Genomic DNA, 21827 nt, shown 5'->3' with positions numbered 1-21827 from the left:
AGAAAAAACGTTCGCGCGACAGCCTGGTACGAACGTTTTATGTCTTTGCGCCGGTTGTTGCAACCGCTCTCCCTACTTAGGCGGCAGCCTACAAGGTGCGCAGGACGGCTCGCACCGGACTGCCGTCGGCTTCTGCCAATGGCAGGGGCAGCGCGATCAGCTCGTAATCGCCCGGCTCCACGTGGTCGAGCAGCAACCCCTCCAAAATATGGATGTCGTGGCGGTGCAGCCCGTGGTGCGCCGGCAGCTCCTTGCTCGCGAGCGGATCGACGGACGGCACATCGACGCCGATCAGGCGAACGCCCAGTTCTGCCAAATACGGGGCCAGATCCGCCCGCAGGTAGCAGATTTCGCCTGGAAAGCGGGAGGGATCGTCCCAGGAGCCTGTCCGCAGCAGCAGCCGGGTGACCCCCCGAAGGTCGTATTCCCGCAAATCATCTGCCCCGATGCTCGGCTTCCCCGTCACGTCGATGAGCCTCGCGGGTCCTACGTACAGCTCGAGGTCCAGCTCCAGCATCTTTCGTCCCTCGTCGTCAAAATGAAACGGGGCGTCTACATGGGTACCCGTGTGGATGCTCATGGTCAGCTTCCCCACATTGACGGAGCCGCTCTCTGACTTGGGCCAGTTGACGACGTAGGAGAAGGGTGTGTCTCCTGGCCATGTCGGCGTGTCCGCAGCCAGTGGTCTTGAAATATCGTACAGCTTCATTTGCTTTGCCCCTTCCAAAAGCCATTTTCCCAAGCGTAACCGAATTGCCGAAAAAGCGTCAATCTTCTTTATACGCGCTGGTGCTGGGACAAAAACTGCTCGACACCGTCGTACAGCCCTTCGTCATTGGCGTATTTCACCAGATTCTTTGCCATTCGCAGCCACTCGATCGTCGTGGGCCGGGTCGCTGCAATCGCCTCGCGCAAGTCGCTCATCCGGATGGGGCGTTCGATGCCTTTGGTCACAATGTCGCGAAGCACTTGCTCCGCCGCCAGCTCCACGACGTACTCAATATCGGCCCCGGAATAAAGCTCTGTCCACTCCGCCAGCTGCCTGTAGTCGAGCGGCTCGGCAGGTCTTCCCTGCATTTTGAGCCGAAATATGGCTTCCCGCGCCTCGTGATTCGGCGGTCCGACAAACACCATTTTCTCGAAGCGTCCCGGACGATGAAAGGCCGGGTCGACATCCCACGGCATGTTCGTCGCCCCGAGCACCAGGAGCTGGTCTGCGCGCCCGGCTGCCCTGTCCATTTCCGCCAGCAGTTGGTCGCGAATGCCTCTCATCCAGGTCGAGGAAGACTTGCCGCGATGGAACCCGAGCGCATCCATCTCGTCCAGAAACAGCACCGCCGGCTTGTTGGTGAGAGCGGATGCGAAAAGGGAGCGGATGTTGCGCTCGCTGACCCCGATATGCGGATCGAGCACGTCCGCCGCCTGCACATGGTACAGCCGCGCATTGCACTCCCTTGCCGCAGCTTTTGCCAAAAACGACTTCCCGCAGCCCGGCGGCCCGTACAGGAGCAAGCCGCCGCCTGTCTTTTTTCCGAACCGCTCGTACAAAACTGGCGCCAAAGAAGGCTGCAGCATCTTCATCCGGATCGTCTCTTTCACCTCGTGCAGCCCCCCCACTTGCGCGAAGCTGACGTTCTCTTCCGGCTTTGTCCACTGCAGCGCGCTTCGCTTGCTCTTCCCGCCTTCAATTACGCGCATCCGTGTGTTCCTTTTCCCAACCGTTCGCCCGCTCTCCTGCTCGAGTGGCTGTCCCCCCTGGCGGCGCGGCATCTGGCTGTTCAGTTTGTTCAGTTCTTGCACGATCCGGCTTTTCAATTCTTCGTCTCCACAGGCCAGCGCCTGGGTAAACGCGAGCAGCGCCTCCCCGCTGTTCCCCCGCTCGCTGTATTCCAATCCGAGCAAGAACCACGCCGACGCATTTCCTGGCTCATTGGTTACCCATTTTTTCAATAATTCGATCTTCGTCATGTACGTCATCCTCTGCGATCCTTTTTGCACATCCATTTGTACAGGAAGGGAATGAGCCAGATGTAGCCGCAAACGAGAAGCGAGAGCAGGACGGTTCCCCCGATAAACGCATGGCATTGCAGCTTCACCAGAACGAGCAGGAGCAGCATGAGCAGCCCCCACCAGACAGCTGCCCCTCCTGTCCGCAGAATCAAACGCTCCGGCCAGGAGAACGGATGGATGAGCTGATCCAGACGCTCGAGCACCTGCACCAATGCTTCGTTCATCGGGTCGAGCTGGTACGCCCGGGAAAAGTAGTGCCTGGCCGCGCTGTACGAATGCCGGTCCAGAGCCAGCAGACCGAGCTTCACCAGCTTGTCCGCCTGATTGCCGCCCGCCGTCAAGCAGGTGCGAATTGTCTCCTCCTGCTCGTCTGTCTGCTCGTACGCACGCTGAAAAAAGTACAGGTAATGCAAGACTGTCTCGTCGTCATGCCCCAGTCGCTGGGCCTCTGCCATCAGTCGCTTCGCTTTTTCTTCGTAGCCGGTCTGGAGCATCAGATAGGCGTACTGGGCGAGCAGCCCTGCGTTGTTCGGGTTCTCGCTCAAGGCAGCAAGCAGCCACTCCTCCGCTTCGACGTACGCTTTCTGCTCGATACAGATCGCCCCGAGCAAGGCATAGCTCATTTCCTTGTCTGCTCCATGCAGGACGGCTTCCCGCGCCAATCGCTCAGCCTCATCGACCTGTGCCAGATGAAAGGAGCAAGAGGCCACATAGTACATGGCCATACCATCCGACGGCATGCGCGCCAGGATGCCCCGGAATTTTTCCTTTGCCTGGACGAACTTGCCGAGCTCGTAGTAGTAGACGGCTTCCTGCCACCTGCATCGCTCTTTATCCGGCCAATGTTCCATGGTGGCATACCTCCCCCGCATGAATCAGCAGCAGTTCCGGGGGAAAGGCCAGCAAAACCAGCAAGACGGCCGGCTTTGTCAGCGGCTGGTACACCCCCTGCACAACCGCATGAAGGCGAAATCTTTTTTTCAGAACGAGGCGATAAACGAAAGCATACCCGACGGCAATCACGCGGGAAAACAGCAGCGCATCGTACCCTGATCCCGAAAGCCATGTATAAAAGAACGCCGTGGCCCACAGTAACAGACCGGCCAGCAGCATCCGTACCGTCTCTTTCTTTTTCGCGCGCAGCCACAGGCAGTTGATCGTGCCCAGGACAAGAACGGGAAGCAAACCGCCAAAGAAACCTGCGTAGAGAAAATTACCGATGCGATAGGATCTGGTCTCCTTGACTCCCCCATTTCGCAGGGAGGGCTGCAGCCACTGTTCGATCAATGCTTGTTCCCCTTTCCACTTTGTACAATTTCAACCATTTTATTATAAATCATTCCATCAGCAAGAAAAATATGGAAAACAGATAACTTTCATTATTATTCGCAATAAATTTGCATACGCCCAAAACCTTCCTTGTTTTCACCATTCACCAAAGCGTTGCGATTTTTGGCGGAGTGCGAAAAAAAAGAAGCGGCGTATACGTTGGCGTATACCCGCTTCATTCGAGTTTCCACTGTCTCTTCATCTCTTGCCTGTCAGCTGTCCATACGGCTCGCTCAGGCGGCGAAGGTGCGCAAATATTCGCGTCAGACCGGCTTTCGTTCAAGCGGTCTTCCCCAATTTTCGTGAGGTTCTCCTACATAAAAAAAGGAGAGAGAACGACATGCCAGCCGTCCTCATCTCCTTTCCCATCTGCAATCGAAATGGAAGATTTATTCAAAAAACGTACGCGGAGATTTGCGCCACTCGCCCAACATTTTCTCCTGCTCGCCTGTGATGACGCCGCGTTCGCTGGCCGCCTCGAGCAGAGCAGTATAGTGGGAAAGGGTCGTGCAAGGGATGCCCGCTTCGGCAAAGAGCGCTTCTGCATCCGGGAACTGGTAGCTGAAAATCGCGACGACCCCGAGCACTTCCCCGCCTTCTGCCTGCACGGCCTGGGCGGCTTTCAGGGAGCTTCCGCCCGTGGAGATCAAGTCTTCGATGACGACCACTTTTTGGCCGGCAGCGAGGGCACCTTCGATCTGGTTTTGGCGGCCGTGTCCCTTCGCCTTGTCGCGCACGTAAATCATCGGCAGGTCCAATAGCTCCGCCACCCATGCCGCGTGCGGAATGCCTGCGGTCGCGGTTCCTGCCACGACCTGCGCCTCCGGGAACTGCGTGCGGATCGTCTCTGCGAAGCTGCGGGCGATCAGGCGGCGCACCTGCGGATGAGACATCGTAATCCGGTTGTCGCAGTAAATCGGCGACTTGATCCCGGACGTCCATGTAAACGGCTGCTCCGGGCGCAGGTGAACCGCGCCGATCTCCAGCAGGCTGGCTGCTATTTCTTTGGCAGTTGTCATCGTCATGATAGAAAATTCCCTCCAGATACGTAGATTAAAGGCGGCCTGTTTCTACAGCAGAAACAATGCTCTCCCAGATAGCTGCCGGATCTTTCGCCGCTGTGATGGCGCGGCCGATCACGAGGTAGTCGCTTCCCAGCCGGAACGCTTCCTCGGGTGTCGTGATGCGGGTCTGGTCGCCTTTATCCGATCCGAGCGGACGTATCCCCGGCGTCACGGTCAGGAACGACTCTCCTGCCGCCTGCTTGATCTTGGGAACTTCGAGCGGAGAGGCGACCACACCGTCGAGACCTGCCTGCTTTGTCATCCGGGCGTAGTGGACGACCACGTCTTCGACCGAGCCGGGGATGGCCAGCTGTTCGTTCATCGTTTGCCGGCTCGTCGAGGTGAGCATGGTGACCCCGATCAGAATCGGGCGGGGAGAGCCTGCCGCTGTCCCCTGCTCCAGTCCTTCACGGGCTGCCTCCATCATCGCCACTCCGCCTGCCGCGTGGACGTTGACCATGTCAGCGCCAAGTCTGGCCAGGCTCTTCATCGCGCCCTTGGCCGTATTCGGAATATCGTGCACTTTCAGGTCCAGGAATACTTTCAGCCCCCGCTCCTTCAAATCGTGGACGATCGCTGGCCCTTCTGCATAAAACAGCTCCATTCCAACCTTCACGTAGCGGATGCGGCCTTCCAGCGACTCCAGGCATTGCCTGATTTCTTCCCGTGTGGAAAAGTCGAGCGCAACGATCATGCGCTCTCTCACATCAATGGTTGTTGGTTGCACAGCTTCTCTCCTCTTTCTGTCCGTTCTCTTGCGCTCTCTAGCGGGGTTATACCGTGACAGCCACTTTCGCTCCGCTGCGCTGCTCCGGCATCGCTTCAGTCGAGAAGGTGATCGTCTCCAGCACGTGCAGCAGGGCGGATGCCGTATCGAGCGAGGTCAGGCAAACGGCGCCGTTCTCGACTGCCTCGCGGCGGATACGGAAGCCGTCACGCTGCGGCGTTTTGCCCTTGGTGAGCGTGTTGAGCACGATGTTCGCTTCGCCTCTGTGGATCATGTCCAGCAGGTTTGGCGTGCCCTCGGACAGCTTGTTGACCCACGTCACCGGCAAGCCTGCCTGTTCCAGATAGTTCGCTGTTCCGGCGGTTGCCAGGAGCTTGAATCCAAGGTGGCGGAAGCGTTTGACGATTCCCAGCGCTTCTTCTTTGTCTTTGTCTGCTACGGTGACGAGCAACGCACCTTTCGTCGGGATGTTCATGCCAGCCGCGACCAGTCCTTTGTACAGGGCCTTCGCCAGCGTTCGCTCGCGTCCCATGACTTCCCCGGTCGATTTCATTTCCGGTCCGAGCGTGATGTCCACACGGCGCAGCTTGGCGAAGGAGAACACCGGCACTTTTACGGATACCATCTGTTCTTCCAGGTGGTAGCCAGGCGTGAAGCCCTGGTCGACAATGGAATGTCCGAGAATGGCCTTGGTCGCGATGTTCGCCATCGGAATGCCGGTCACTTTGGAGAGGAACGGCACCGTGCGGGACGAACGCGGGTTGACCTCGATCACGTACGGGCGGTCATTGTAGATGACGAACTGGATGTTGAGCAGCCCTTTGATCTGCAGCGCACGCGCCAGTTTCGTCGTCATCTCGATCAGCTCGTCCTTGATGGCCTGCGAGAGCGATTGCGGCGGGTAGACCGCAATCGAGTCGCCGGAGTGAACCCCAGCGCGTTCGATGTGCTCCATAATGCCCGGAATCAGTACGTTTTCGCCGTCGCAGATCGCGTCGACCTCTGCCTCGACACCGACCATGTAACGGTCGACGAGCACAGGGTGATCCGGGTTCACCTTCACAGCCTTTTCCATGTACTCCAGCAGTTCAGGCTGGTTGTAGACAATTTCCATCGCGCGGCCACCCAGCACGTACGACGGGCGGACCAGAACCGGGAAGCCCAGTGTTTCTGCCGCTACGACCGCTTCTTCTACGGATGTCACTGTCTTGCCCGGAGGCTGGGCGATGTCCAGGCTGCGCAGCAGGGCTTCAAACTTCTCGCGGTTCTCGGCCGCATCGATGTTTTCCAGGCTGGTGCCAAGGATTTTAACCCCGCGCGCCGCCAGTTTGTCCGCAAGGTTGATCGCGGTCTGGCCGCCGAACTGGACGATCACGCCCTCCGGTTTCTCGGCGTCGAGGATGTTCATGACGTCTTCGATGTACAGCGGCTCGAAGTACAGGCGGTCTGAGGTGTTGAAGTCGGTCGATACCGTCTCCGGGTTGTTGTTGATGATGATCGCTTCGTACCCGGCTTCTTTCAGTGCCCATACCGCGTGCACTGTCGCGTAGTCAAATTCGATCCCTTGCCCGATGCGGATCGGTCCGGAACCGAGTACGACCACGCGCTTTTTGCCAGTCTCCATGCGCTCGTCCTCGGTCTCGTAGCTGGAGTAGTAGTACGGCGTCTGTGCCTCGAATTCGGCTGCGCATGTGTCAACCATTTTGTATACCGGTACGAAACCGTGTTGTTTGCGCAGCTCGCGCACTTCGTCTTCCGTCTTGCCGCACAGCTCGGCGATCTTTCTGTCCGTAAAGCCCATGCGCTTGGCTGCGTACAACTTTTCTGCCGTGAGGCCCTGCGCCAACTCGGCTTCATAGGAAACGATTTTCCGGAATTTGTGCAGGAAGAACAGGTCGATCTTCGTCAGCTCGTGCAGCTGCTCGATGGTCCAGCCGCGGCGCAGCGCCTCTGCCAACAGGAACAGCCGCTCGTCGTCTGCCTCCACCAGGCGTGCTTTCAGCTCGTCGGCCCCGATCTGGTCTGCGCCCTTGATTTCCAGATGGTACGTGCCGATCTCCAGGGAGCGGATCGCTTTCATGATCGATTCCTCGAAGGTGCGGCCGATCGCCATTACTTCGCCGGTCGCTTTCATCTGCGTACCCAGCTTGCGGTTCGCGGACTGGAACTTGTCAAACGGCCAGCGCGGGATTTTGCTCACCACGTAGTCGAGAGTAGGCTCGAAGCAGGCATAGGTCTGGCCGGTAACCGGGTTTTTCAGTTCGTCGAGCGTGTAGCCGATGGCGATTTTCGCTGCCATTTTCGCAATCGGGTAGCCGGTCGCTTTGGACGCAAGCGCGGAGGAACGGCTCACGCGCGGGTTTACTTCGATGACGTAGTATTGGAAGCTGTGCGGGTCGAGCGCGTACTGCACGTTGCAGCCGCCTTCGATGCCCAGCGCGCGGATGATGTTCAGAGCCGAGGAGCGCAGCATCTGGTACTCGCGGTCCGACAGCGTCTGGCTCGGCGCCACGACGATGGAGTCCCCTGTGTGTACGCCGACCGGGTCGATGTTTTCCATGTTGCACACCACGATGCAGTTGTCATTGGCATCGCGCATCACTTCGTACTCGATTTCCTTCATGCCTGCGATGCTCTTCTCGATCAGGCACTGGGTGATCGGCGAGTATTTCAGACCGCTCGCCACGATCTCGCGCAGGCTTTCTTCGTCTTCGCAAATGCCGCCGCCCGTTCCGCCGAGCGTGTAGGCCGGCCGCACGATGATCGGGTAGCCGATCTCATTGGCAAAGTCTACGGCTTCTTCGACCGTGCTGACGATGACGGATTCCGGAACCGGCTCGCCCAGCTCGTTCATCAGGGCGCGGAACAGCTCGCGGTCTTCCGCCTGCTTGATCGACTCCAGCTTCGTCCCGAGCAGCTTCACGTTTTCTTGCTCCAGCACGCCTTGCTCGGCCAGTGCGACGGCCATGTTCAGTCCAGTCTGTCCGCCCAGTGTCGGGAGCAGGCCGTCCGGTTTTTCCTGGCGGATGACGCGTGCTACGAATTCAGGCGTGATCGGCTCGATGTATACTTTGTCCGCCATGTTCGTATCGGTCATGATCGTCGCCGGGTTGGAGTTGATCAGGACGACCTCCATGCCCTCTTCCTTCAATGCTTCGCAAGCCTGGGTGCCGGCGTAGTCGAACTCTGCGGCTTGCCCGATCACGATCGGACCGGAACCGATCACGAGGATTTTTTTCAGGTTAGCGTGCTTTGGCATAGGTTTTCTCCTCCTTGGCGGTTTCGAGCATTTGCAGGAACTGGTCAAACAGGTAACCGGAGTCGTACGGGCCAGGAGCCGCTTCCGGGTGGTACTGCACGGAGAAGGCGCGCTTCGCCGTGTTGCGCAGCCCTTCGATAGTTCCGTCATTTAAGGCGATATGGGTTACTTCCAGCTCCGTTCCCTGGAGCGATTCTTCTTTGACCGCGTAGCTGTGGTTTTGCGAAGTGATATAGGTGCGACCGGTCGGCAACTCTTTTACGGGATGGTTGCCACCGCGGTGGCCAAACTTCATCTTCATCGTGTCTGCACCGGAGGCCAGCGCGAACAGCTGGTGGCCGAGGCAAATGCCGAACAGCGGGTACTCGCCCAGAATGGCTTTGATCATCTCGATGGCCTGCGGCACGTCTTTCGGATCGCCGGGGCCGTTGGACAGCAGGATGCCGTCGGGCTGGATGCGGCGAATCTCTTCTGCGGTCACGTTGTACGGCACCACGACCACGTCGCAATTGCGCTTGGTCAGCTCGCGCAGGATTCCGTGCTTGGAGCCGAAGTCAACCAGCACGACGCGATGTCCGGTACCTGGGCAACTGAACACGCTCTTGGTGGAAACCCGCGATACTTGATCGGTCATGAGAGCCGTAGACTGCAGCATGGCCACCAGTTCTGCCAGCGGAGCTTCACTCGTGGTAATCATTCCCTTCATCGTGCCGTGGTAGCGGATTTTTCTCGTCAGCATCCGCGTGTCCACGCCGCTGATTCCGGGGATGTCGTACGTTTTCAGCAGTTCATCGAGCGTGTTGGTGTTGCGCCAGTTGCTCGGCATGTCGCAGTCTTCGCGGACGACAAAGCCGTGGATGTATGGCCTAACCGCTTCAAAATCGTCGCGGTTGATGCCGTAGTTCCCGATCAGCGGGTATGTCATGGTCACGATCTGCCCGCAGTAGGACGGGTCAGACAGCACCTCCTGATAGCCGGTCAATCCCGTATTGAACACCACTTCGCCGAACGATTCCTTCTCCCTGCCAAACGCCTCTCCGTTAAACTCTGTTCCGTCTTCCAAGATCAGTCTTGCTCGCATCTGTCGTTCCTCCTTCATAATCGCGCACGCTCCCTTCACAGCCGGTTCACAGTCCGGCTGATGCTTCGGCTGCTGCTACTGCTCCTGATATACGATCTTGCCCTCTACCAAAGTCAGGATCGGCCATCCTTTGCATACCCATCCGGCAAACGGGGTATTGGTTCCTTTGCTGACAAAGCTTGCCGGGTCGATTTTTTTCTCCGTTTCCAGGTCAATCACTGTCAGGTCTGCTGTCGCGCCTACCTCCAGGCGTCCGTATGACAGCCCGAACGCTGCAGCGGGCTTTATGGTCATCAGATCAACCAGTTCCTTCAAGGTCAGTTCGCCGGTCTGTACGAAGTGCGTGTACAAAAGCGGGAAAGCTGTCTCGGAGCCTACGATGCCGAACGGCGCGCGGTTGATGCCGTTCGCTTTTTCTTCTGCCGTATGCGGCGCGTGGTCGGTGGCGATCATGTCGATCGTGCCGTCCTTTAGTCCCGCGATCAGCGCCGCGCGATCTTCACGGGAGCGCAGCGGCGGGTTCATTTTCCAGTTTGTATCCAGGTTTTCCGGAATGTCTTCGTCGCACAGGAGCAGGTGGTGCGGCGTCACTTCGCATGTCACGTTGACTCCCGCCCGCTTGCCGTCGCGCACCAGTCGCACCGATTCCTTGGCGCTGATGTGGCAGACGTGGTAGTGCACGCCCGTTTGTTCAGCGAGCAAAATGTCGCGTCCGACGTGGATGGACTCGGACTCCGACGGGATGCCGGGCAGTCCGTGGCGCTTGGCTACTTCGCCGTCATGCAGGGCCGCGCCCGGAATCAAAAGGTCGTCGTCTTCGCAGTGCGCGACGATGGAGATGCCCAACTCTTGCGCTGCCTGCATCGCCTTTTTCATCATCGCAGTCGATTGCACGCCCACACCGTCATCGGTCAGGGCGAAAATACCGGCTTCCTTCAATCGTGCGAAGTCCGTCAGCTCCTTGCCCAGCTGTCTTACGGTAATCGCACCGTATGGAATGACGCGTGCCTTGCCAGCTTCGCGCGCTTTGTCCAAAATATAAGTCACCGTCTCGGCGCTGTCGATGGACGGGCGCGTGTTCGGCATGCAGCAGATGGTCGTAAATCCGCCGCGCGCTGCCGCTGCCGCTCCAGTCGCGATCGTTTCTTTATGTTCAAAGCCTGGCTCGCGCAAATGGACGTGCACGTCGATGAGTCCGGCGCTGATCAGCCCGCCTTTGCAATCGATCCATTCATGGCCATCCTGCGGGATCGCTTCTCCGATGGCTGCGATTCGTCCGTCCTCCACCAACACTTCCGCCGGGATCAGGTCACCTGCCTGATTTAGTAGTTTGCCGTTACCAAGGATGGTTCCCATTTCAAATCGCTCCCTTTCAGCAAAGTTTCTAGTACCGCCATTCTTGCTGCGACGCCGTTCGTCACCTGTTTTTGGATCAAGGAGTTCTCGCATTCCACCAGGTCTGTATGGATTTCCACTCCCCGATTGACGGGAGCCGGGTGCATGATGACGGCCCCTTGCTTCATCGCCTTTGCTCTTTCCAGTGTCAAACCGTGCGCCTGATGATATTCTTCTTTGGAAATGTACAGCGATTCGGTATGCCGCTCCAGCTGGACGCGCAGCATCATAACCACGTCTGACGTCTCGATGGCTTCGTCCATTCCGACGACTTTGACCCCATCCGGGATTTGCGCCGGCTGCGGCATCATGCTCGCCGGTCCGGACAATTGCAGCTTCATGCCCAGCTTCGGCATCGCGTGCAGATGAGAACCAAGCACCCGGCTGTGGCGCAGGTCGCCGATGATCGAGACGGTCAGCCCTTCCAGCCGCCCGAACTGCTGCTTCATCGTCAGCAGGTCGAGCAGACATTGTGTCGGGTGCTCGTTCGTCCCATCGCCGGCGTTGACCAGGTGCAGGTCCACGCTGCTTGCAAGCTCCTGCAGGAGGCCTTCCTTTTTCGTACGAATGACGGCGGCTTCCACGCCCATCGCTTCCAGCGTGCGAATCGTGTCGTAGACCGTCTCTCCCTTTACAGTCGAGGAGGTTTCCGGGATGAAGTTTAACACGTGGGCCCCCAGACGCTTCTGCGCTACCTCAAAGGAAAAGCGCGTCCGTGTACTCGCCTCGAAGAAAAGATTGGCGACGAAGCGCCCGCGCAGGACGTCTGTCTGTTCGCCGGGGCGATCTGCCCAGTAGGCCGCCCGCTCCAGCAGCCACACAATCTGCTCCTTGGTCATGTCTTTTATACCAATCAGGTGACCCGTGTTATTCATCGTGAATCCCTCCGTTTATCATTTGAAAAGTGAGGAAAGAAAAAGCTTCTTGCCTTCGCATGGCCGTCGCGGCTGGCGAGACAAGAAGCTGAGTCAGTCTTCTCCCCTTTTGCTTTGCGGGCAGGGGAAACAGCGTTCTATGCCTTGTCAGCCTCTCTGGACTGGATTAAAGGAATGAAGAACGTTCTTCGTCACTTATTGCGATTGTTCGTTTGGCGCAACCTCGCCCATCGCTGCTTCCTTGTCAGGCAGGATCACGTGCAGAATGATGCCAAGGAAGGTGGCGAATGCGATGTTGTCGATGGTCAAATCGTTCAGGAACGGGATGCCGGTTCCTGCGAAGCTGATTTTGTAGCCGCCAATCCCGGTGACCAGGATGGCTGCCGTTACGATCATGTTGCGCTTGTTGGCGAAATCTACCTTGTTTTCGACATACATCCGCAAGCCCTGTGCCGCGATAATCCCGAACAGGATGATGGAGACACCGCCCAATACCGGGGTCGGGATGCTCATGAGCAGCGTGCTGACCTTGCCGATGAAGGCGAACAGGATGGCCAGCACAGCAGCCAGACCGATGACGAATCTGCTGAAGACGCGCGTGATGGCGAGGACACCGATGTTTTCGCCGTACGTGGTCGCAGGCGGTCCGCCGATGATGGCCGCAAGCGAAGTGGCGATCCCGTCGCCCAGCAAGCTGCGGTGCAGACCTGGATCTTTCATCAGATCGCGGTCCATAACCTTGCTCGTTACCAGCAGGTGGCCCAGATGCTCGGCCAGCGTGACAAAAGCGACCGGCGCGATGACCAGCGCCGCCACCCATGCCGAAGGATTTCCGATCACAGACGCTACTTCAGTGAATTTGAAGTGTGCCGTAAACATGTCGCCGAGACCGATTACCCATGGCGCATCCGCCACTTTTTGAAAATCGATCAACTCCGGGTGGCGCAGCAGCGTATACAGATAACCGGCGATAATTCCGATCAGGATCGGGATGAGACCCAGGAATCCGCGCAGCAGTACGGCTGCCAGAATCGTGACGAGCATAGTGACCAGCGAGATTTCGATGGAGGTCAACGACAGTTGCGACTGTCCGTCTACCGTGACTTTCGTTGCCATGTCCACCGCGACACCAGCCAGACTCAACCCGATGACAACGATGACCGAGGCGATTACGACTGGCGGCAGCACTTTGTCAATCCATTTGACGCCGGCTTTCCGGACGATCGCCGCTACGATGATGTATACAAGACCGGAGAGGAAGCAGCCGAGCAAAGCCGTCCCGACCCCGTGCGACCCTGTGACCGCGATAATCGGTCCGATAAAGGCGAAGGAAGAACCCAGGTAGTTCGGAATCTTTCCTTTCGTGATCCAGAGGAACAAGAGCGTGCCAATCCCGCTCGTGAACAGCGCGGTGGCGGGGTCAAGCCCCGTCAGGATCGGTACGAGCACCGTCGCGCCGAACATGGCGAACAAGTGCTGAATGGATAGGGGCAGCAATTTTTTCAGTTCTGGTGTTTCATGCACATCAATGTAATTTTTCCGGCTCATATCGATAGGTTCCCCCTGTACTTCTTTTTCTTCCCTGTGTTTCTCGCTTTTTACGGCGAAACAAAAAGCCTCTTTGCGCGGGCACAAAGAGGCTAGCTTCACCATGGCATGGGAAGGATTGTTGCCTCTTGTCGACCTCACGGGATCGCAGTTAAAGAGGAAGTATTTGCTTGTTACAACAGCTGACGGATGGAGACAATGTCCATCATGTCCACTTCCGACAGCTGCACATCGACGATCTCTGTGCGCGCCGTCGGGACGTTCTTGCCTACAAAGTCCGGACGAATCGGCAGCTCGCGATGACCGCGGTCGACCAGCACCGCCAGCTGGATCATACGCGGCCGACCGCTGTCGATCAAAGCGTCCAGCGCTGCGCGTACCGTGCGACCGGTGTAGAGCACGTCGTCAACGAGAATGACGGTCTTGCCGGTGATTTGATCCGGCAGCTGCGAGCCTTGCAGGACCGCATCTTCTGACTTGTGCTGCAGATCGTCCCGATAGAACGTAATATCCAGTTCGCCGACCGGCACCTTGACATTCTCGATCATTTCGATTCGCTCAACCAGGCGCTGCGCAAGGTAAATCCCTCTCGTCTTGATGCCGACGATGATGCAATCTTCTACACCTTTGTTGCGCTCGATGATTTCGTGAGCGATGCGAGTGAGTGCGCGGCGAATGGCCGCTTCGTCCATGATGACACTTTTGTTGATCATCTGCTTACCCCCTCTGACGGGAACTGTGTGGACTCAAGAAAAAAGACTCCTTGTCAGGTGACAAGAAGCCAGAGGACGCGACAGCAGAAAGGCCATTGGCCCCTCATGCAGTCATGTCGATCCCGTGCCCTTGCCAGCCTCACTGGACTGGATTTAAAGGTTCCATTCGTCAAGTAGGATTATGTCACGAATCGGGACGACTGTCAACGGAAAATACGGTTTTTCATTTTACTAGCACTAAAAAAACGTGCATGCAATTTCATCAGTCTTTTGCAATCCCGCCATTGCCGCTGCTGCTTTTCCCTGCTTCCGTTCCCCCTGTCCAGTACACGCTCACCCACGGAGGAAGATAGCTGGCGTAGTAGCCGATATCGCCGGTCACATGGCGCAATACCTCGGTCTCCTTGCCTTCCGCAGACAAGTACAGGCTTCCGTGCACCGCGCGGTCGAGCCGGGCAAACAGCAGTTGGCTCCCGTCCGGCGAAGGGGACGGGAAATAGTCTGCCGTCTGCACATTTCCCTGGGTGACTTGCAGCGCCATGGCGTCCGCCGGCTGCTTCCAGATGCGCTGGCCGGGCACCATCACTTTATTCGGCTCGTAGTGGTACTCTGTCCCCGTACCCCGCGTGAAAAACAGGGAATACGGCGCTGCCTCCGTCCACGTCGGCATCCCGTCCACACTGTCCGGCGTGCCGTCCGCTGCGACCTTGCCGCTCGTATCCGCCAGCTTCAAATGCTTGCCGGAAGTCGCCATCCGGTCAGTCCCCTCGATAAAGGCAAGCTGCTTGCCGTCCGGCGACCAGCGCAGCCACTGCGGATGAATCAGCCCTGTGCCCAGATCGAGCGGCTTTCGCGCAGGCTGCCCAAGGTCAAAGAGCTGAATCGGGACCCCATCGGCCGACAGCGATGCCGAGTTGTACTGCAGGAAGTAGGCGACGTGCCTGCCATCTGCCGAAACAGCCATCGCCCTCGCCGCCCACGCATAGATGCCTTCCTCCACGTTGGGCGGATCGGCAATCGGGTAGGTCGCTGCGGTTTTTCCCGCGAGATCCTGCACGCGCAGCGTCATGGCGCGGTCTTTTGCCGCTGCCGTCGACACCAGCACCTGCTTGCCGTCCGGCATCCACGAAAAATCGACGAAGTCGGCTTCCTTCGCGCTTTGCACGACTGCCGCCTCGTTTCCTTTCATTTCCTTGATGACGAACAAAGGCTTCGGCGACTCCGTGCTCCCCCCATTCACGAGGTAAGCAAAGCGGGGAGCGTCCGGCGCCCACTTCGGCTGCTCCATGACGGGCCGCTCGTCTACCTGAAACGTGCTGCCCCCGTCCGCTCGCACTGCCCACAAATAGCCCGGTGTCCCGGTCGTGTCACTGCCTTTGTATTGCAAAAACAGCAGCCATTCGCCGTCCGCAGACCAGCCGACGATCTCGGCGGTGCCGTCCTTCGTGATTTGTCTGGGCTTGGCTCCGGCAACACGGCCGTCGAGCAGCCAGAGATGTTGATTATTCGTACAAGCGATCTTTGCTGGCAAAGCTGCCTGGTTTACCCGCGCAGGCTGCTCCGTCACCTCCTGCGCACAGGCAGTCTCGGCGCCCGCCGTCAGCATAGCCGCGATGCAAAGGCCGCTCACCCATGCCCGCCATTTTTTCCGCATGCGAATCTCCTCCTCATATTGCGTAGTATAAAAAAACGCCACGGATGATCGACTACTTTCTTCCCTAGCGTTTTCCATTCTCCTGCCGTTTATGTAGCACCTAAAAGGATACCGGCTGAAGCAGCAAATATTGATTTCCGTAGAGGTCGCAAAAGATGGCTTCCGTGCCGTACATCACCTCGTGCGGCTCGCTGAGAAACGTGACGCCATTGCGCTTGAGTGTCTCGTACGTTTCCGCAAAGTCGTCCGTCTCCCACACCCACATCGGATTCTTCCCGACCTGCGCCAGCATTTGCCCGGCGACTTCCTCGCCGTGCCAATGAACAGGATCGTGCAGGACGATCTCCACCTCTTGACCCGGCAGTCCGATCGTCAACCAGCGCGCGCCGTTGTCCATGCGCGAGTCCATCCGCTTCTCAAATCCGAGTTTTTCCGTATAAAAACGCAGCGCTTCCTCGCAGTCACGCACATACAGCGTCACATGCGCCAGCCTTTTCAGCATCCAGATCCCGCCCTTACGCTTGTTTGAGGAATTGAATGACGTCCGTCAAATCCTGCGGCAGCGGCGCCTCAAATTCCAGGCGCTCTCCTGTCCGCGGATGCGTGAAGCCGAGCGTCTTGGCGTGCAGTGCCTGTCCGTTCAGCTCCAGCGTATTTTTCGGACCGTATTTCGGGTCTCCTGCGAGCGGATACCCGATGTACTTCATATGGACGCGAATCTGGTGCGTCCGCCCCGTCTCCAGCTTCAGCTCGACCAGCGTAAACTCCTTGAAGCGCTCGAGCACGATGAAATGGGTGACGGCAGGTTTGCTGTTCTCGAAAACGACCGCCATCTGCTGGCGATTTTTCGGGTCCCGTCCGATCGGCGCATCAACGGTTCCCATCTCGTGGGGAATCACGCCGTGCACGATCGCTACATACTTCCGGTTGACGGTGTGCTCCTTGAGCTGCTCGGCCAGTGACAGATGCGCCCGGTCGTTTTTGGCGACCATCAGCAGGCCGGAGGTATCTTTGTCAATCCGGTGCACGATCCCTGGCCGAAGCACTCCGTTGATCCCCGACAAATCCTTGCAGTGGGCGAGCAGGCCGTTTACCAGCGTACCGCTGTAGTGGCCGGGAGCAGGATGCACGACGAGACCGCGCGGCTTGTTCACGACCACGACATCCGCGTCCTCGTAGACGATGTCCAGCGGCATGGCTTCCGGCTTGATTGCCATTTCCTTCAGCGGCGGCACGCGCAAGGTGATTTCATCATCTGCCTGCAGCTTGTAATTGCTTTTGACCGCGTCGCCGTTTACCGTGACGCGGCCTTCCTTGATCCACGCCTGCACCTGCGAACGGGACCAGTCTTCGTTTTGCAAGGTGATAAACTTGTCGATCCGTTCGCTGTTGTCAGCCGGATCTGCCGTCCAATCGTAACGTTCAAACAATTGCGTGTCGTTCATGTATGTCTCCTCATCAAAGTTACTGTCGAAGCTGCTTCTAGTTTCATCTTACCGCCCGTTCCTTTTCCCTTCGAGCAGCACATCCAGCAGCAAAACGACGACACCGATCGTAATGGCCATGTCCGCCACGTTGAAAATCGGGAAGTTGATTAGCGTAAAATCGAGAAAATCCACGACTTGTCCCGTCGTCGCGCGATCGATGAAGTTGCCCACTGCCCCGCCGAGCACCAGCGACAGCGCAAGCGATACGCGCGGCTGCTTTTTGCCGATCCGGATCAGCGAGTACACGATCCCGATGACGACGGCAAGCGTAATGACGATAAACAGCCAGCGCTGATTTTGCAAAATGCCGAAAGCCGCTCCCATATTGCGGTGGGAGGTGAGGTGAAACACGTCGGCGATGAGGGGAATCGACTCTCCCCGTTCCATATGAGTCAAAACCAGATGCTTGGTCCACTGATCAAGCGCGATAATGATAACAGCAATCAGGTAGTACAACAATGGGAATCCTCCTTCGTCTGGCTCGACCAGCATGGCAACACAATGTCAAATGTACATTTTACTACAGCGCCATCACCGAAACAAGCGGCTTGCTTTTTTGTACAGCCGGTATCCTTTGCGGACGGCATCCAGTACCCACAGCGGGAACTTCCACCCGCGATCTTTCAGGAACGGGAGATAGATGCGGTAGTACGCCTTGCGCAAATCTTTCCACTTGCTGTCCGGGATGTTTTTGTAATAATCCGAGACGTCAATCAGGTAGCCGCGTCCCTGGTCCATCAGCACATTTTTCCCGTGGACGTCATGGGGAAACAGCCCCTTCCTCCTGGCCTCCGCCAACGCTTCTTCCACGTCCTCGATGACCTGGGGCGGGATCGGAATCCCGAAGCGCACGCAGTCGAACAGGGTAATGCCGTTGATCCGCTTCAGCACCAGGTAGCCCTCGCCATACTGATAGCAAACAGGAAAAGAGCGGGTCTCGCCCAGCTTGCGATACACTTCCACTTCCTGCTCCCAACCAGGACGGCCAGGCGCATAGCGTTTGAGCACCAGGCTCGGATAATCGGGATGGGCGAACACGGCGGCGTAATTGCCGGTGCCTACCAACTCCCACGGATAAGGGGTATGCAGGACGACGACCGGATCGTCCGGGGACTGGCTTTCCAGCTTGACCTCCTGCAAAAACGTTTGCAACACCTGTTGATCGATACGCATAGGCCCTCTTCTCTTTGTCAGCTGCTTCTCCCCTTTGATTCTAGCAAAAGGCAATTATGAAAAAAAGGAAGAACCGCGCAATTTCTGCGGGTTCTTCTCGCCTCTTTACACATTGATCTCCAGAAACCAGTCGCGGATGGACTCTTTCAGCCTTTCCAGGGCCAGCGCGCTCGTCGCTTCGCAGTAGATCCGAACGAGCGGCTCCGTCCCCGACGGGCGGATCAGCACCCAGTTGCCTTCCGCAAGCAGCAGCTTGATTCCGTCCAGCCGGTTGATTTCTTTGACCGCAAACGGCCCGACCTGTGTCGGCGGCTCCGTAACCATCTCGCGAATCCAGCGTTCTTTTTCCGGCAGCTGAATGTCCAGCCGGGTGTGGAACAGCTCGCCAAACAGATCGTGCACATCCTGCAAAATCTGGTCGATCCCTTTTTGCTCGACGGCGCACATCTCCGCAAGCAACAGGTTGATCAGGACGCCATCTTTTTCCGGAATGTGCCCAAGGATGCTCGCTCCCCCGCTCTCCTCGCCGCCGATCAGGACATCCCCTTTCAGCATCTCCTCGCCGATGTACTTGAAGCCTACCGGCGTCTCGACCAGTTCGAGTCCGTACGCTTCCGCCATCCGGTCGAGCAGATGGGTCGTCGCCACGGTGCGGACGATGCGGCCGGTCAGCTTGCGGTTTTTGATGAGGTGGTAGGCAAGCAGCACGAGCACGTCGTTCGGCGGGATGTACTGGCCGAACCGGTCGACGGCACCGAAGCGGTCGGCATCCCCGTCATTGGCCAGCCCGAGCGATGCCTTGCGGAAGACGACCTCATCCTTCAGCAGGCGAAGATGCTTGTCATTCGGCTCAGGCAGGTCGCCCCCGAATGCCGCGTCCGGCGTCTCGCGGATGCCGATGTTGCGGACGCCGGCTTCCGTCAGCAGTCCGGTCACATAGCCCATGCCGGCACCGTGCATCGCGTCTACGACGACCTCCAGCGAAGATCGTCCCAGCGCCTCCATGTCCACCAGCCTGCGCAGATGCGCTTCGTAGTGGGGGCGAAGCACGATGATTTGCAGCAACTTCCGATCTTTCGCCTCTTCCAGGGAGAGGGTGCGCACCTCGCCGGACTGCTGGATTTGCAAAATCCACTCCTCCAGCCGCTTTGTAATGTCGGGCGTAGCTGGCCCTGCGTAATGCGGAATGTACTTCATCCCGTTATATTCCGGCGGATTGTGGCTCGCGGTGATCATCACGGCGCCGCTCGCCGCGAAATGCTTGACGCCAAAGGCAACCGCCGGGGTTGGCGAAGCCTCGTTGACCAGATAGGTGCGGATCTGGTTCGCCGTCAGGACACGGACGACTTCCTCCGCGAATCGGCGGCCCAGAAACCGCGTGTCGTGCCCGACGATGATGCCTTGCTCCTGCCTCCCGCTCTCTTTCGTATAGCTGGCAATGGCCTGCGCCACGATTCGCACGTTCTCCATCGTAAATTCGTCAGCCACAATGGCCCGCCAGCCGTCAGTACCAAAACGGATCGCTTTCATTATCGTCTCTCCTCTCTCGTGACCGTCAGCTCGCTTGCTTTCTCCAAATAATTCATAACCGTTGCAACAAATGTCGCGTGAGACCAGGTCAATGGAGCCACGGACACGGGTGCACCCGTATACGGGTCCAGCTGTTCGGGAAGCACCCCGCTTTGCAAGGCGTGCTTCACCACCCAGGAGAGCCATTTTTTCGCTTCCTGCAACTCTTCCATGGTGCGCGCCCTGGCGATTTCCCAATCCGCGACCCACAGCGTGCAAATAATCCACGGATTGCCCGGCACCTTTGCTGTATCGTGCGATTTTTTGAAATAATGATCCCCCTGGTACCGCGCAAACCCGCCGACTTCCGTATCGACACGCAAGCTGCGTTTCACCGCTTCCATCGTGCCAGTCACCCGCGGATCATCGACGGGGAGTACCCCGAGCGCGTAGACGGAAAACAGACTGCTCTCCACCGTAAAATCTTTCTCGATCCGCCCGTCCGGACGCACGTAGAGCCCCCGCAAAAAGCGGCCGATATCCGGGTCGTACAAATGCCGCAGCATCGCTTCGCGGACTCGCTCCGCGCCCTCGTCGTAGCGCCGGTAGCGATCGTCGTCGCCGAACAACTGGGCGAAGCGGGCCGCTGCCTTCAGACCGGCAAACACCGTGGCGCACGTAAAGGTAAAGATCCCTCTGCGCTCCTCCCACAAGTCGTAGCTCGGCTTGGGAAGCTGGAGGGCAGGCTCGATGTACTGGAGCAAAAAGCGGGCAGCCGGACGGACGAGCGTCGGATACAGCGCCTGGCAATCCTCGAGCTGTTTGCCGTGCTTGTACTGCTCCCACAGGGCGTGGAGCACGAGCGCCGTCTCATCCTCCTGGATCGGCAGCTGCACTTCGCCGTCCACGATGTACGGGTGCCAGCTGGAGCCGACAGAGCCGTCGGGATTGTACTTGTGCAGCAGATAGCCTTCTTCTTTCAGCGCGTTCGCGCAAAAGCGGAAGAACGGGGCCACTGTCCCGGTGTAGCCCGCTTTGGCCATCGCGCAGGCGATCAGCGCTCCGTCGCGCGGCCAGACGTAGCTGTAGTGATCGCGGTTGAACTGGAGAATGTCCGAATCGTTGGCCGCCACGATCGCACCGTTCTGGTCGATCTGCGTACGGACCAGCAGCAGACTGGTTTTGTACAGGTCGACAACCGGCTGGGGCAGGTCGGCAAAATCCCGTTCCTCCTTGTTCACCCAGCGCTGCCAGTAGACGGCTACCCGGTTGAGCAGCCGCTCCGGATCGCTTTCCAGCACATACTGATTCAGCGCTTTGACGGCGTCGTAGGAGTCGCCTACGCACATCCAGTAATCGAGCGACTTTTCCCCCTGCGGCTCCAGCATCAGCCGGAACGAGACGGTACTGTCGACAGAGCCTTGGGCAATCGGATTGCCGGAGAGGATGCCGTCCTCTGCGTCGCGCCAGGTCCCTTCCGCGTAGTTGAAGCGCTTGATGCCGACGCTGAACTGCTCGATTCCGCCCTCTGGCGTCCTGCCGTTGACCATGATGTAAACATTGCGTTTATAGTGATAGACGGTGCGCAGGACGGGGTCGTAGACAGCGGTATCGCCTACCTCTGTTTCATTGATGCTGAAATCGTGGTTGAAAAACAGCCGTACTTCCCGCGCCTCGCCCGTCAGATTGCGCACCCGGATTTTTTTCAGGTAAATGGGGTCCCGCTGATGCACTCCGTCCGAAATCCGCAGGGACACCCCCAGATGATCGTTCTGGGCGTGGACGTCCGTCACGAGAGACTCCTTGCCGTAGCCGAGCGTGCGCTTCCACCCGTCGTCGTCCAGCCAGGAAAAACGTCCCTGCACCCACACGCCCAGTTTGCTGAAGTGTCCCCCTACATGATTCAGTTGGCCCACATAGGGATAGTAGAGATCGCGCATGTGAAGCCTGTCGTCAAAGTTGATCAGCAGTCTCCCGTTACCGACCACGAGCGGTCTCGGCAT

The 21827-nt window shown here is 58.2% G+C and carries 19 protein-coding genes; all 19 read right to left on the bottom strand.

Annotated elements, in window-relative coordinates; genetic code table 11:
* Positions 1–88: 88 nt before the first annotated feature.
* The 19 genes from kynB to ACFSO0_RS14415 all read right to left on the bottom strand — a co-directional run bounded on the left by kynB (position 89) and on the right by ACFSO0_RS14415 (position 21827).
* Entirely contained in the window at positions 89–709 is a 621-nt protein-coding gene (gene kynB, locus ACFSO0_RS14505) for an arylformamidase (protein ID WP_376881460.1), read from the bottom strand.
* Between the two features lie 68 nt (positions 710–777).
* Entirely contained in the window at positions 778–1968 is a 1191-nt protein-coding gene (locus tag ACFSO0_RS14500) for an AAA family ATPase (protein ID WP_376881459.1), read from the bottom strand.
* Between the two features lie 5 nt (positions 1969–1973).
* Positions 1974–2861, bottom strand: coding sequence for a tetratricopeptide repeat protein (locus ACFSO0_RS14495; protein WP_376881458.1), 888 nt, complete (start codon positions 2859–2861; stop codon positions 1974–1976).
* On the bottom strand, positions 2842–3297 hold the full coding sequence (locus ACFSO0_RS14490; RefSeq protein ID WP_376881457.1) for a hypothetical protein: 456 nt from the start codon (positions 3295–3297) through the stop codon (positions 2842–2844). Before ACFSO0_RS14490 ends, ACFSO0_RS14495 begins: the two co-directional genes overlap by 20 nt.
* Positions 3298–3728: 431 nt before the next feature.
* A complete protein-coding gene (pyrE, locus tag ACFSO0_RS14485) occupies positions 3729–4364 on the bottom strand; it encodes an orotate phosphoribosyltransferase (protein WP_376881455.1) in 636 nt (211 codons plus the stop codon).
* A gap of 28 nt (positions 4365–4392) precedes the next feature.
* On the bottom strand, positions 4393–5097 hold the full coding sequence (gene pyrF, locus ACFSO0_RS14480; protein ID WP_376883198.1) for an orotidine-5'-phosphate decarboxylase: 705 nt from the start codon (positions 5095–5097) through the stop codon (positions 4393–4395).
* 79 nt (positions 5098–5176) lie between these two features.
* Entirely contained in the window at positions 5177–8389 is a 3213-nt protein-coding gene (gene carB / locus ACFSO0_RS14475) for a carbamoyl-phosphate synthase large subunit (RefSeq protein WP_376881454.1), read from the bottom strand.
* Positions 8373–9470: a carbamoyl phosphate synthase small subunit gene (locus tag ACFSO0_RS14470; RefSeq protein WP_376881452.1), complete on the bottom strand. Its 1098-nt coding sequence runs from the start codon at positions 9468–9470 to the stop codon at positions 8373–8375. Before ACFSO0_RS14470 ends, carB begins: the two co-directional genes overlap by 17 nt.
* A 75-nt stretch (positions 9471–9545) precedes the next feature.
* Positions 9546–10826, bottom strand: coding sequence for a dihydroorotase (locus tag ACFSO0_RS14465; RefSeq protein WP_376881450.1), 1281 nt, complete (start codon positions 10824–10826; stop codon positions 9546–9548).
* Positions 10793–11740 carry an aspartate carbamoyltransferase catalytic subunit gene (locus ACFSO0_RS14460; RefSeq protein ID WP_376881449.1) on the bottom strand — a complete coding sequence of 316 codons (948 nt, stop codon included), beginning with the start codon at positions 11738–11740 and terminating at the stop codon, positions 10793–10795. Before ACFSO0_RS14460 ends, ACFSO0_RS14465 begins: the two co-directional genes overlap by 34 nt.
* 195 nt (positions 11741–11935) lie before the next feature.
* Positions 11936–13288, bottom strand: a complete 1353-nt coding sequence (locus ACFSO0_RS14455) for a solute carrier family 23 protein (protein WP_376881448.1) — start codon at positions 13286–13288, stop codon at positions 11936–11938.
* A gap of 173 nt (positions 13289–13461) precedes the next feature.
* The gene (gene pyrR / locus ACFSO0_RS14450) at positions 13462–14001 is read right to left on the bottom strand and encodes a bifunctional pyr operon transcriptional regulator/uracil phosphoribosyltransferase PyrR (RefSeq protein ID WP_376881446.1); all 540 of its coding nucleotides are present in this window, start codon (positions 13999–14001) and stop codon (positions 13462–13464) included.
* Positions 14002–14263: 262 nt separating this feature from the next.
* Positions 14264–15655, bottom strand: coding sequence for a TolB family protein (locus ACFSO0_RS14445; protein WP_376881444.1), 1392 nt, complete (start codon positions 15653–15655; stop codon positions 14264–14266).
* A 100-nt stretch (positions 15656–15755) separates the two neighbouring features.
* Positions 15756–16157, bottom strand: a complete 402-nt coding sequence (locus ACFSO0_RS14440; RefSeq protein WP_376881443.1) for a VOC family protein — start codon at positions 16155–16157, stop codon at positions 15756–15758.
* A gap of 13 nt (positions 16158–16170) precedes the next feature.
* The gene (locus tag ACFSO0_RS14435; RefSeq protein ID WP_376881442.1) at positions 16171–17100 is read right to left on the bottom strand and encodes an RluA family pseudouridine synthase; all 930 of its coding nucleotides are present in this window, start codon (positions 17098–17100) and stop codon (positions 16171–16173) included.
* A gap of 48 nt (positions 17101–17148) precedes the next feature.
* Positions 17149–17601, bottom strand: coding sequence for a signal peptidase II (lspA, locus tag ACFSO0_RS14430; RefSeq protein ID WP_376881440.1), 453 nt, complete (start codon positions 17599–17601; stop codon positions 17149–17151).
* Positions 17602–17673: 72 nt separating this feature from the next.
* A complete protein-coding gene (locus ACFSO0_RS14425) occupies positions 17674–18315 on the bottom strand; it encodes a serine/threonine protein kinase (protein ID WP_376881438.1) in 642 nt (213 codons plus the stop codon).
* Positions 18316–18420: 105 nt separating this feature from the next.
* Complete coding sequence (locus tag ACFSO0_RS14420; protein ID WP_376881437.1) at positions 18421–19845, bottom strand: phosphoglucomutase/phosphomannomutase family protein; 1425 nt, start codon at positions 19843–19845, stop codon at positions 18421–18423.
* Positions 19845–21827, bottom strand: a complete 1983-nt coding sequence (locus tag ACFSO0_RS14415) for a glycoside hydrolase family 15 protein (RefSeq protein WP_376881435.1) — start codon at positions 21825–21827, stop codon at positions 19845–19847. Before ACFSO0_RS14415 ends, ACFSO0_RS14420 begins: the two co-directional genes overlap by 1 nt.

Source organism: Brevibacillus sp. GCM10020057 (assembly GCF_042683565.1).
Classification (GTDB): domain Bacteria; phylum Bacillota; class Bacilli; order Brevibacillales; family Brevibacillaceae; genus Brevibacillus.
This window is presented reverse-complemented; position numbering and strand designations above follow the sequence as displayed.